This is a genomic window from Microbacterium sp., assembly GCF_035687345.1.
GTDB lineage: Bacteria > Actinomycetota > Actinomycetes > Actinomycetales > Microbacteriaceae > Microbacterium.
The window spans coordinates 1-12,373 of the sequence record NZ_DASRXZ010000046.1 but is presented as its reverse complement, the minus strand read 5'-3'; the positions used below and the strand labels follow the sequence as shown (position 1 = coordinate 12,373).

The 12,373-nt window shown below is 69.8% G+C and carries 11 protein-coding genes; 8 read left to right on the top strand and 3 right to left on the bottom strand.

Going from position 1 to position 12,373, the window contains the following annotated elements:
• Nucleotides 1-34 precede the first annotated feature (34 nt).
• The 4 genes from VFF97_RS05420 (at nt 35) to VFF97_RS05405 (ending at nt 4,048) form a co-directional block, all read left to right on the top strand.
• Nucleotides 35-1,282: an ABC transporter permease subunit gene (locus VFF97_RS05420; protein ID WP_414684226.1), complete on the top strand. Its 1,248-nt coding sequence runs from the start codon at nt 35-37 to the stop codon at nt 1,280-1,282.
• Between the two features lie 9 nt (nt 1,283-1,291).
• Entirely contained in the window at nt 1,292-2,272 is a 981-nt protein-coding gene (locus tag VFF97_RS05415; RefSeq protein ID WP_325032465.1) for a branched-chain amino acid ABC transporter permease, read from the top strand.
• Between the two features lie 67 nt (nt 2,273-2,339).
• Nucleotides 2,340-3,311 (top strand): ABC transporter ATP-binding protein, encoded by a 972-nt coding sequence (locus tag VFF97_RS05410; RefSeq protein ID WP_325032519.1) that lies wholly within the window; start codon nt 2,340-2,342, stop codon nt 3,309-3,311.
• Entirely contained in the window at nt 3,308-4,048 is a 741-nt protein-coding gene (locus VFF97_RS05405) for an ABC transporter ATP-binding protein (RefSeq protein WP_325032464.1), read from the top strand. The genes VFF97_RS05410 and VFF97_RS05405 overlap by 4 nt, the downstream gene beginning before the upstream one ends.
• 161 nt (nt 4,049-4,209) lie before the next feature.
• On the opposite strand, the gene VFF97_RS05400 is transcribed toward VFF97_RS05405, so the two are convergent.
• Entirely contained in the window at nt 4,210-5,487 is a 1,278-nt protein-coding gene (locus tag VFF97_RS05400) for an ABC transporter substrate-binding protein (RefSeq protein WP_325032463.1), read from the bottom strand.
• 263 nt (nt 5,488-5,750) lie between these two features.
• Here VFF97_RS05400 and VFF97_RS05395 point away from each other — a divergent pair, with 263 nt between their 5' ends.
• From VFF97_RS05395 to VFF97_RS05380, 4 genes are read left to right on the top strand one after another with little or no spacing between them, the layout of a single operon-like run.
• Nucleotides 5,751-5,963, top strand: a complete 213-nt coding sequence (locus VFF97_RS05395; RefSeq protein WP_325032462.1) for a heavy-metal-associated domain-containing protein — start codon at nt 5,751-5,753, stop codon at nt 5,961-5,963.
• Complete coding sequence (locus VFF97_RS05390) at nt 5,963-8,239, top strand: heavy metal translocating P-type ATPase (protein ID WP_325032461.1); 2,277 nt, start codon at nt 5,963-5,965, stop codon at nt 8,237-8,239. Before VFF97_RS05395 ends, VFF97_RS05390 begins: the two co-directional genes overlap by 1 nt.
• A complete protein-coding gene (locus VFF97_RS05385; protein ID WP_325032460.1) occupies nt 8,236-10,425 on the top strand; it encodes a heavy metal translocating P-type ATPase in 2,190 nt (729 codons plus the stop codon). The genes VFF97_RS05390 and VFF97_RS05385 overlap by 4 nt, the downstream gene beginning before the upstream one ends.
• Nucleotides 10,422-10,766: a metal-sensitive transcriptional regulator gene (locus tag VFF97_RS05380; protein WP_325032459.1), complete on the top strand. Its 345-nt coding sequence runs from the start codon at nt 10,422-10,424 to the stop codon at nt 10,764-10,766. Before VFF97_RS05385 ends, VFF97_RS05380 begins: the two co-directional genes overlap by 4 nt.
• A gap of 45 nt (nt 10,767-10,811) precedes the next feature.
• Here the strand turns inward: VFF97_RS05380 and rarD are convergent, their stop codons facing one another.
• Both rarD and groES read right to left on the bottom strand, forming a co-directional pair.
• Nucleotides 10,812-11,753 (bottom strand): EamA family transporter RarD, encoded by a 942-nt coding sequence (rarD, locus tag VFF97_RS05375; RefSeq protein ID WP_325032518.1) that lies wholly within the window; start codon nt 11,751-11,753, stop codon nt 10,812-10,814.
• A 322-nt stretch (nt 11,754-12,075) separates the two neighbouring features.
• Nucleotides 12,076-12,372 (bottom strand): co-chaperone GroES, encoded by a 297-nt coding sequence (groES, locus tag VFF97_RS05370; RefSeq protein ID WP_325032458.1) that lies wholly within the window; start codon nt 12,370-12,372, stop codon nt 12,076-12,078.
• Nucleotide 12,373 lies beyond the last annotated feature (1 nt).

The following is a 12,373-nucleotide window of genomic DNA, read 5'->3' as shown; positions in this document are numbered from 1 at the left end:
ACGGACGATCGTCGCCCTCGCGGCCCTCGCGATGATGCTGCTGGGGCTGTTCCTGCCCGCGGCATCCGCCTACGCCGACGAAGACGATCCGTACCGCATCAGCGGCAATGTGCAGCTCGACGGCGAGCCGCTCGAGGGCGTGCGACTGACGATCGACGGCCCCGGCGGCGAGCAGGAGGTCGAGACGGACGAGAACGGCCAATGGCGCGTCGGGGTTCCCGAGCGCAACGCCGACTACACGGTGACGCTCGATGAAGAGACGCTCCCCGAAGGCATCGCCGTCGTCGACCCCGAAGACGAGACGCCCAACGTGAAGGAGGTCACGGTCGGCCCCGGCGGCCGCGTGACGGCCAACTTCTTCATCGGCGAAGGCCAGCGCAACGTCACGAGCTTCTTCGACCAGCTCGTCGCACGTGTCGTGCAGGGCCTCAGCTTCGGCCTCATGCTCGCCCTCGCGGCGGTCGGCCTCTCGCTCGTGTACGGCACGACCGGCATCTCGAACTTCGCCCACGGCGAGATGGTGACCTTCGGCGCGATCGCCGCGGTGTTCCTCGTCGGACCGGCGAGCCTCGCCTTGCCGTGGTGGCTCGGATATCCGTTCGCCGTGATCCTGAGCGCACTGCTCGGCCTCGTGCTCGACGTCATACTCTGGCGTCCGCTGCGTCGTAAACGCGTAGGCCTCGTGCAGCTCATGATCGTGAGCATCGGCCTCTCGCTCGCGCTGCGCTACACCTTCCAGATCTTCATCGGCGGCGGCACGCGCCAGCTGCCGGGCGCGTCCGATCCGAAGATCCCGCTGTTCGGCGCGGTCCAGCTGAGCGTGATCGACATGGCCTCGATCGCCATCGCGATCGTCGTGATCGTCGCCTTCGCGCTCTGGCTCACCCAGAGCCGCCTGGGCAAGGCCACGCGGGCGATCTCCGACAACCCGTCGCTGGCCGCGGCATCCGGCATCGACGTCGACTTCGTCGTACGCGTCGTGTGGACCCTCGCGGGCGGCCTCGCCGGCCTCGCGGGCATCCTGTACGCGTACTACCGTCCGGGCATCAAGTGGGACATGGGCGCGCAGGTGCTGCTGCTGATGTTCTCCGCCGTCGTGCTCGGTGGCTTGGGAACCGCGTTCGGCGCACTCGTCGGCGCGCTCATCGTCGGCGTCCTCGTCGAGGTGTCGACGCTGTGGATCCCCGCGGACCTCAAGTACGCGAGCGCACTGTTCATCCTCATCGTCATCCTGCTGTTCCGACCACAGGGCATCCTCGGTCGCCGAGAGAGAATAGGTTAAGGGCGCCTCATGGACTGGCTGCAGATCCTCTCCAACACCGCCTCGTCGATCCTGAGTCCGGCGACGATGGGGTACGCCCTCGCCGCGCTCGGCCTCGCCGTGCACTTCGGGTACGCGGGCCTCATCAACATGGGCATCGCGGGCTTCATGGCCATCGGCGCGTACGGCTACGCGATCTCGATCCTCACCTTCGGCTTCGAATGGTGGCTCGGCGCGATCATCGGTCTCGTGGCGGCGGCCGTGTTCGCACTCATCCTCGGCATCCCGACGCTGCGACTGCGAGGCGACTACCTCGCGATCGTGACGATCGCAGCCGCCGAGGTGGTGCGACTGCTCTTCCTCACGACCGCATTCGACGAGGTGACGGGCTCCGCCGACGGCCTGAGCGGCTACCACGCGAGCTTCCGTGCGTCGAACCCGCTCCCCGAAGGCACCTACGGCTTCGGCCCGTGGACCTACAACGACACCGGGTGGTGGGTGCGAATCATGGGCCTCGTCACGATCGGCATCGCGGTGCTGGTCGTGTGGATGCTCACGCACAGCCCGTGGGGCCGCGTGCTCAAGGGCATCCGTGAGGACGAGGACGCCGTGCGCTCGCTCGGCAAGAACGTCTTCTCGTACAAGCTCCAGGCGCTCGTGCTCGGCGGCGTCCTCGCGGCCGCGGGCGGCATCGTGTACGCGCTGCCATCCGCCGTGAGCCCCGGCGTCTACGTGACCTCGCTCACGTTCTTCGTCTGGACCGCCCTCCTGCTGGGCGGTGCGGCGACCGTGTTCGGCCCGCTGCTCGGCTCGCTCATCTTCTGGGCGCTCCAGACCTTCCTCAGCAACGTGCTCCCGGCGCTCGCGCAGGCGGGCCTGCTGTTCGGCCTGAGCCAGATCCAGGCCGGAACGCTGCGCTTCATCCTCGTGGGCGTCGCGCTCATGCTGCTGGTGATCTTCATGCCGCAGGGCCTCCTCGGCAACAAGAAGGAGCTGACCTTTGTCAAGTGACACTCCGAACGGCACGGGCGCCACGCCCGTCGGCGCCGAGTCCCCGCAGACCGGCGCCCAGCCGACGATGACCTCGCCCATCCCCAGGCCGAAGGCCACCGGCCTGCACATCGGCGACGCCGAGCCCGGCTGCAAGAAGGTCGACCCGATCATCGTCGCCGACAACGTGCGCCGTTCGTTCGGCGGCGTGAACGCGGTCGACGTCGATCACCTCGAGATCCCGCGCGGTGCCATCACGGCGCTCATCGGCCCGAACGGTGCCGGCAAGACGACGCTCTTCAACCTGCTGACGGGATTCGACAAGCCCGACGAGGGCACGTGGAGCTTCAACGGCCGCTCCCTGTCGGGCATGCCCGCCTACAAGGTCGCCCGCATGGGCCTCGTGCGCACGTTCCAGCTCACGAAGGCGCTGGGCCTGCTGACCGTGCTCGACAACATGAAGCTCGGCGCCAACGGCCAGCGCGGCGAGCGCTTCTGGTCGAGCCTCATCCCGGCCCTGTGGCGCAAGCAGGATGCCGAGCTCGAAGAGCGCGCGATGCGCATCCTCACGAAGTTCAAGCTCGACGCGAAGGCCGAGGACTTCGCGGCCAGCCTGTCGGGCGGTCAGCGCAAGCTCCTCGAGATGGCGCGGTCGCTCATGACCGATCCGACGCTCGTCATGCTCGACGAGCCGATGGCGGGCGTCAACCCCGCGCTGACGCAGTCGCTGCTCGACCACATCCTCGACCTGAAGGACGAGGGCATGACGGTGCTGTTCGTCGAGCACGACATGCACATGGTCCGCCACATCGCCGACTGGGTCGTCGTGATGGCGGAGGGCCGCATCGTCGCCGAGGGCGACCCGTACTCGGTGATGCGCAACCCCGCGGTCGTCGACGCGTACCTCGGTGCGCACCAGGAACTCGATCTCGGCGTCGTGACCGGACGCATCGACGTGATCCAGGCGGACCCGACGACGGATGCCGCGGCATCCGCCGATGCATCCGCTGACGCGATCGTCGAAGAGGGCATCGCCGAAGAGCAGGAGGAGGGCAAGTGAGCACCCCCACCGCCACCAGCACCCCGGTCGTCGCGATCAAGGACGTGCACGCCGGCTATCTCCCGGGCGTGAACATCCTCAACGGATGCTCGCTCGACGCGTACGAGGGCGAGCTGATCGGCATCATCGGCCCGAACGGCGCCGGCAAGTCGACGCTCCTCAAGGCGATCTTCGGCCAGGTGCAGATCCGCAAGGGGACGATCGAGCTCGAGGGCGAAGACATCACGGGCCTGCGCGCCAACAAGCTCGTCGCGCGCGGCGTCGGCATGATCCCCCAGACGAACAACGTGTTCCCGAGCCTCACGATCGAGGAGAACCTCCAGATGGGCCTCTACCAGCGGCCCGGCATCTACAAGGAGCGCCTCGAGTTCGTGACGGGCATCTTCTCGGAGCTGGGCAAGCGCCTCAAGCAGCGCGCGGGCTCGCTGTCGGGCGGTGAGCGCCAGATGGTCGCGATGAGCCGTGCGCTCATGATGGACCCCAAGGTGCTCCTCCTCGACGAGCCGTCCGCGGGCCTGTCCCCCGTCCGGCAGGACGAGGCGTTCATCCGCGTCTCCGAGATCAACAGGGCCGGCGTCACGTGCATCATGGTCGAGCAGAACGCGCGTCGCTGCCTGCAGATCTGCGACCGCGGCTACGTCCTCGACCAAGGCCGCGACGCCTACACGGGCTCCGGACGCGATCTGCTCAACGACCCGAAGGTCACCGAGCTCTACCTCGGCACGCTCGGCACGTGACGCGCTGAGACGTCGAACGACGGAGGGGGCGGATGCTGCGGCATCCGCCCCCTCCGTCGTGTCCGGCACTCTCCGTCGCTGAGCGAGCGCAGCCAGACGAAGCGCGCACAAGACAGCGCCCCCGGGTCCGAAGACCCGAGGGCGCTGTGTGTCAGAGAGGATCAGCCCTCGTAAGCCGAGTAGTTGTTGTCCTCACCGAACTGGTAGATGCCGATCGACGCCTCGGTCGGGTCGCCGACCTCGTCGAACGTGATCGGGCCGGAGACGCCGTCGTAGTCGGCGACGCCGCCGCCCACGATGATCTCGGCGCACTCGGCGTAGGTGGTGCACTTCTCACCGTCGCCCTCGCCACCCGAGACCTCGATCAGCTTCGCAGCGATGTCGGCCGGGTCGGTCGAGTTGGCGGCGAGCGCAGCCAGCGCGAGCAGGATGGTCGCGTCGAACGACTCCGCCGCGTAGCTGTACTCGGTCAGCGGCTCGATGCCCTCGGAGGCGACGAACTCGTCGAGCGCGCTCGTGAAGTCGCTGATCGAGTCGATCGACAGACCGGGGAGCGTGCCCTTCGCGCCCGTGAGAGAGCCGGCCGGGAACTCGTCGCCGAAGTTCGCCAGGTTGCCGTCGACGAAGTACAGCTTGTCGGCGGGGAACTGACCGAACAGGCTCGGGAGGATGGTCTTGACCTCTTCGAACGTGATCAGCGCGATCGCGTCGGGGTCGGCCGCGAGGACCTCCGAGATCTGGGCGTCGAACGTCGTGTCACCCGTGTTGTACGTGGGAGCCGCGACGACCTCGCCGCCCGCAGCCTCGAACGACTCGGTGACGTACTTGGCCAGGCCGGTGCCGTACGAGTCGTTCAGCACGATCATGCCGAGCGTCTGAGCGCCGTCCTCGGCGATCAGGTTGCCGAGCACCTCGCCCTGCAGCACGTCCGACGGGGCCGTGCGGAAGTACAGGCCGTTGTCGTCGTACGTCGTGAACTGGTCGGAGGTGTTGGCGGGCGAGAACTGGATGACGCCCGCGCCGACGACCTGGTCGATGAACTGGAGCGACGTGCCCGACGACGCCGCGCCGATGATGGCCGAGACGTCCTCGCCGAGCAGACGCGGGATCTCGGTCTCGTACGCCTTGTTGTCGGTGTCGCCCGAGTCGCCGTAGACGACCTCGAGCGTCAGGCCCGTGGTGTCGGACACCTCGTTGATCTGCGAGACCGCGTACGCGACACCGGCCTCCTCGGGCGGGCCGAGGAACGCGAGGTTGCCCGTCTGGGGCAGAGCCGTGCCGATCGTGAGGTTCAGCTCCTCACGAGGCTGGTCAGCCGGCTCGGAGGCGTCTCCGCCGCCACCGGTGCCGGTGCAGCCGGCGAGGAAGAGCGCGCTGATTCCGACGGCGGCGATGCCGCCGATGGCCTTCCCGGCGCGCGAACGAATGAAGCCGCTCATGTTGCTCCTTGCTGTGTATGAACGCGGGGCGACCTCGGGAAGCCGCCCCAGTTCACCTAACCTAACCGCACCTCGGCGTCGGCAATGTTGCCTTTCGTTAACGATGTGTAACGGTGTCGAGGTCGCACGGGCGGATGCCGCCGACTCCGCGACCCGGGAATGTCTGAGGCGCGCATAGACTTGCACCTGGCAGGTACCCCCAGGGGGTATCCCGATTCCTGAATCGCCGCACAGAGCCGGCGCCCCCGCTTATGAGGAGAGACATGACCACGACGACGGAGTACCAGGTGACCGGCATGAGCTGCGGCCACTGCGAGCGCGCGGTGCGCGGCGAGGTCTCGAAGCTCGCAGGCGTCGAGTCGATCGACGTGAGCGCCGCGAGCGGCCGCCTGATCGTGACATCCGCAGCGCCCATCGCCGACGATGCCGTGATCGCCGCCGTCGACGAGGCCGGGTACACCGCGGTCCGCGCCTGATGTCCACCGTCCGGCCTTCCGACGCCCGTCTCGAGCTCGAGATCGGCGGCATGACGTGCGCCTCGTGCGCGGCACGCATCGAGAAGCGGCTCAACCGCCTCGACGGCGTCGTGGCGAGCGTCAACTACGCCACCGAGAAGGCGGTCGTCGAAGGTCCTCCGGGGCTGCTCGACCCCGCTGCGCTCATCGACGAGGTCGAGAAGGCCGGGTACACGGCATCCGTCCCCGCTCCCCCCGCAGACGAACGCGACGGGCGCGAGCCCGACGACCCCGAGCTGACGTCGCTGCGACAGCGGCTCATCGGCGCGATCGTGCTCTCGGTTCCCGTCGTCGTGCTCGCGATGGTGCCCGCGCTCCAGTTCACGTACTGGCAGTGGGCGTCGCTCACGCTCGCCGCGCCCGTCGTCGTGTGGGCGGCGTGGCCGTTCCACCGCGCCGCGTGGATCAACCTCCGCCACGGCGCCGCGACGATGGACACCCTCATCTCGCTCGGGGTGTCCGCGGCGTTCGTGTGGTCGCTGTACGCACTGTTCCTCGGCGGGGCGGGCATGCCCGGCATGACCGAATCGTTCGAGTGGATCATCCGGCCGGGCGCGGCCGAGTCCGCCATGTATCTCGAGGTGGCCTCGGCCGTCACGACGTTCGTGCTCGCGGGGCGCTACATCGAGCTGCGCTCGAAGCGTCGAGCCGGCGCCGCGCTCCGCGCTCTCCTCGACCTGGGCGCCAAGGACGTCGCGGTGCTCCGCGGCGACGACGGATCGACGGTCGAGGTGCGCGTTCCGGTCGGCGACCTCCGGGTCGGCGACGAGTTCGTGGTGCGTCCCGGCGAGAAGATCGCGACCGACGGCGTCGTCGTCTCGGGGACTTCGGCAGTCGACGCGTCCGCCATGACGGGCGAGGCCGTCCCCATCGAGGTCGAGCCGGGCGACGCCGTGCTGGGCGCGACGGTGAACGAAGGAGGCCGGCTCGTCGTGCGCGCGACGCGCGTCGGCGCCGACACGCAACTGGCGCAGATCGCGCGCCTCGTCGAAGAGGCCCAATCGGGCAAGGCTCACGCGCAGCGTCTCGCCGACCGCATCTCGGGCGTGTTCGTCCCGATCGTCCTCGTGATCGCCGTCGCGACCGTCACGACGTGGCTGCTGCTGGGCTTCCCGGTCAACAGCGCGTTCACCGCCGGCGTCGCGGTGCTCATCATCGCGTGCCCGTGCGCGCTGGGCCTCGCCACCCCGATCGCGCTCCTCGTGGGCACGGGTCGCGGCGCACAGCTCGGCATCCTCATCAAGGGCCCGGAGGTCCTCGAGTCGACACGACGCGCCGACACGATCGTCCTCGACAAGACCGGCACGGTGACGACGGGGCGCATGGCGCTGACCGAGGTCGTGAGCGCCCCGGCCGTCGATCGGCAGGAGCTGCTGCGACTCGCCGGAGCGCTCGAGTCGGGGTCGGAGCATCCGATCGCCCGCGCGATCGCCCGGACCGCCGCCGACGAGGTCGGCACCCTGCCCACGGTCGAGGACTTCCAGAACACGCCGGGTCTCGGCGTCTCCGGGATCGTCGACGGGCACTCGGTGATCGCGGGTCGCCCGGCGCTGCTGCGCGAGTGGGGCGTCACGGTCGACGAGCCGCTCGCCCGACGACAGGCCGCCGCCGAAGCGACCGGGAGCGCGACCGTCGTCATCGCGTGGGACACCGCCGCGCGCGGCATCCTCGTCGTCTCCGACTCCGTGAAGCCCACGAGCGCCGCGGCGGTCGCGGAACTGCGCTCCCTCGGCCTCGAGCCGGTGCTGCTCACAGGCGACAACCGCGCGGCCGCCGAGCGTGTCGCTGCCGAGGTCGGCATCGATCGGGTGGTCGCCGAGGTTCTCCCGAGCGAGAAGGCCGAAGTGGTGCGCGGGCTGCAGGCCGAGGGGCGTGTCGTCGCGATGGTGGGCGACGGGGTGAACGACTCCGCCGCGCTCGCGCAGGCAGACCTGGGCCTCGCGATGGGAACGGGGACGGATGCCGCGATCGAGGCCTCCGACATCACCCTCGTGCGCGGGGACCTTCGCGGCGCCGCCGAGGCGATCCGCCTCGCCCGACGCACGCTCGGCACGATCAAGGGCAACCTCTTCTGGGCGTTCGCGTACAACGTGGCGGCGATCCCGCTCGCGGCGCTCGGACTGCTCAATCCGATGATCGCGGGCGCGGCGATGGCGTTCTCGAGCCTGTTCGTGGTCGGCAACAGCCTGCGGCTGCGGCGCTTCCGCGGCGGCCGGAGCGAGGTGAAGCGAGCATGAGCGAGCACGAGACGACGCACACGGGCCACTCGGACCACGCCGGTCACACGGCGCCGGCGCACGGCGAGCACGCGGCGCACGATCACGCTGCGGCAGAACCCGTCGCGCACGTGCACGACGCCTCAGCCCACGAGGACCATGGCCATGACGCCCACGGCGGTGCGCACGGCCAAGCGCACCACGGCGCCGACCACGTCGCGCAGTTCCGGCGTCTGTTCTGGATCATGCTCGCGCTCGCGGTCCCCGTCGTCGGGTTCTCGCAGGTGTTCTCGATGATCCTCGGATACGAGCTGCCCGACCTGGCGATCGTCGCGTGGATCCCGCCGGTCCTCGGCACCGTGATGTACGCGTGGGGCGGCTCGCCGTTCCTCGTGGGCGCAGTGAGCGAACTCCGCGCGCGCCGCCCCGGCATGATGCTGCTGATCGGGTTGGCGATCACGGTCGCGTTCCTCGCGTCTCTCGGTGCGAGTCTCGGTCTGCTCCACCCCGAGCTCGACTTCTGGTGGGAGCTCGCGCTGCTGATCGTCATCATGCTGCTGGGGCACTGGATCGAGATGCGATCGCTCGCGCAGACGTCGTCCGCGCTCGACTCGCTCGCAGCCTTGCTCCCCGACGTCGCCGAGCGCGTCGAGGACGGCGAGGTCGTGGCGGTGTCCCCCGCCGAGCTGCGCGTGGGCGACCTGGTCCTCGTGCGCCCGGGTGCGAGCATCCCCGCCGACGGTCGCGTCATCGAGGGCACCGCCGATGTGGATGAGTCCATGATCACGGGTGAATCCCGGCCAGTGGTGCGCGGCGTCGGCGACGCGGTGACCGCCGGCACGGTCGCAACCGATTCCGGCCTGCGCGTCGAGGTCACCGCGGTCGGCGGCGACACGGCGCTCGCCGGCATCCAGCGGCTCGTCGTCGATGCGCAGAAGTCGACGTCGCGCGCGCAGCGCCTCGCCGACCGTGCCGCCGGTTGGCTCTTCTGGTTCGCTCTCGGCGCCGCCTTCGTCACCGCCGTCGTGTGGACGGCGTTCGGTATGCCCGACGACGCCGTCGTCCGCACCATCTCGGTGCTCGTGATCGCGTGCCCGCACGCACTCGGCCTCGCCATCCCGCTCGTCGTCGCGATCGCGACCGAGCGGGCGGCACGCAGCGGCGTCCTCGTCAAGGATCGCCTCGCTCTCGAGGCGATGCGCACCGTCGACGCCGTGCTGTTCGACAAGACGGGCACGCTCACGAAGGGCGAGCCCGCCGTCACGGGTATCGCCATGACCGGCAGTGCCGGTGAGGACGACGTGCTGGCACTCGCCGCCGCGGCCGAAGCCGACAGTGAGCACCCGCTCGCGCGTGCCGTCGTGCGCTTCGCGCGCGATCGCGGACTGCGGATTCCGGATGCCTCGGACTTCGCCTCCTCCCCCGCGGTGGGCGTGAGCGCGACCGTCGACGGCCGGACGGTGCGGGTCGGCGGCCCTCGCCTCCTCGCCGAACACGCAGCTTCCGAGCTGCCGGAGGCGGCGGCCTGGCACGAGGACGGGGCCACCGTCCTGCACGTCCTGCGCGACCGCGAGGTGACCGGGGCGCTGCGCCTCGACGACGAGATCCGCCTCGAGTCGCGCGAGGCCGTCGCAGCCCTCCACGCCGTCGGCGTCGAGGTCGTGATGATCACCGGCGACGCGGAGCCGGTCGCCCGCGCGGTCGCGGCCGAGCTCGGCATCCGTCGCTTCTTCGCCGGAGTCCGGCCCGAAGACAAGGCCGCCAAGGTCGCCGAACTGCACGCCGAAGGCCGTCGCGTCGCGATGGTGGGAGACGGCGTCAATGACGCTCCCGCTCTCGCGGCCGCAGACGTCGGCATCGCGATCGGCGCCGGCACCGATGTCGCCATCGCGTCGGCCGGCGTCATCCTCGCGGGCGACGACCCCCGCGCGGTGCTGTCGGTGATCGAGCTCTCGCGCGCGAGCTACCGCAAGATGAAGCAGAACTTGTGGTGGGCCGCCGGGTACAACCTCATCGCAGTGCCTCTCGCCGCGGGCGTGCTCGCACCGTTCGGATTCGTGCTGCCGATGTCGGTGGGCGCGATCCTCATGTCCCTCTCCACGATCGTCGTCGCCGCCAACGCGCAGCTGCTGCGGCGACTCGACATCACACCCGCGGCGAGTGCCGCCACCGCGCTCGCGCGCCGCACCGAAGGAGCACTCCGATGACCGACACCACGATCGGACCCGTCGACATCATCCCCGCCGTTGCCGCGCCGTCCGAGCACAGTCACCACGGCTACATCAGCGACAAGGCGAAGTACCTCAATCGCCTCAAGCGCATCGAGGGGCAAGCGCGCGGCATCCACAAGATGGTCGAAGACGAGAAGTACTGCATCGACATCCTCACGCAGATCAGCGCCCTCACGAGCGCGCTCGAGGCCGTCGCGCTCGGGCTGCTCGACGACCATCTGCGACACTGCGTCGTCGACGCGGCGCAGGCGGGCGGCGAAGAGGCCGAAGTCAAGCTCCGCGAGGCGAGCGAGGCCATCGCGCGGCTCGTGCGCTGACCCAATCGGCTGTCGGCGGCCGCGCCGAAGTCAGCCGCGCCGACGTCAGGTGATCGCACCGAGGTCCGATGCGGCTGCGCGCGCCCGGCGCGCGTTTCGCAGCGAGTCCACCGTCAGCACGATCAGGGCGAGCCACACGAGGCCGAAGCCGATCCACCGTTCGGTCGGCATCGGCTCGCCGAGGAGCCACGCACCGGTGATGAACTGCATGACCGGCGCGACGAACTGCATGAGGCCCAGGACGGTGAGCGGCGCGCGACGGGCGCCCGCCGCGAAGAACAGCAGCGGCGTCGCCGTGACCGCGCCCGCGCAAAGGAGCAGCAGCGTGTGGCCGACGCTCACCTGCCCCATCGTGATGCCGCTGGTGAGGCCGACGGCGACGAGCTGCGCGATCGCGATCGGCGTGAGCCACAGCGACTCGAGTGTCAGGCCGCTCACGGCGTCGACCGACGGGCCGATCTGCTTCTTCACGAGCCCGTAGAAGCCGAAGCTGAAGGCGAGCGCGAGCGCGATCCACGGGAACGATCCGTACCCGACGACGATCACGACCACGGCGGCGGCCGCGATGCCGAGCGCCACCCATTGGGTCACGGTGACGCGCTCGCGCAGAACGAGCACGCCGAGCAGCACGGTCACGAGCGGGTTGATGAAGTACCCGAGGCTCGTCTCGATCACGTGCCCCGTGAGCGTCGCAATGAGGAAGACCTGCCAGTTGATGTAGATGAGCCCGCCCGCGAGCACCGTCCACCAGACGAGCCGCCGGTTGCGCAGGATGCGCCTCAGCCGCGCCCACGTGCGGGTGACCGTCAGCAGGAGCGCGCAGAACACGAGCGACAGGATCACCCGCCACGCGACGACCTCCCACGGACCCGTCGGGGCCAGCACGAGGAAGTACAGGGGCATGAAACCCCACAGCAGGTACGCCGTGAACGCGTACACGCCGCCGAGCGTCCGCTCACGCGCGGCGTGGGCTCCCGCGGCGCGAATCGCTCGCGTGTCCGTCAGCACGGTGTCTGAGGCATCGCCCGACGCGCCCGGCCGTCCCGCCGCCCCCTTCGGCTCCGGCACGGCGGAGTCCCCGCCGCGGGTCGAGGGCACGTCGTGAGTCACTGATCCAGCCTAGGACGCGTCCACGGCTCGCCGGCCCGTGCGGCCCATCCGCCGAGATTGCGCGTTCCGCACGCGGGAGCCCCCGACGGCGGTCATTCGCGCGATGTCGGCCACCGCCGGAGGGAGGCCTGAGAACAGCGAGAGGGCCGGATGCCACAGCATCCGACCCTCTTCGCAGAACGCGCTATGCGCGACGGCCTCAGCGGACGACGACCGCCAGCACGTCGCGAGCCGAAAGGACGAGGAACTCGTCCGCACCGAACTTCACCTCGGTCCCGCCGTACTTGCTGTAGATGACGCGGTCGCCGACAGCGACGTCGAGCGGGATGCGGTTGCCGTTGTCGTCGATGCGGCCGGGGCCCACCGCGACGACCTCACCCTCCTGGGGCTTCTCCTTCGCGGTGTCAGGGATGACCAGACCGCTGGAGGTGGTCTGCTCGGCCTCGACCTGCTTGATGACGATGCGGTCCTCGAGCGGCTTGATGGAAACCGACACG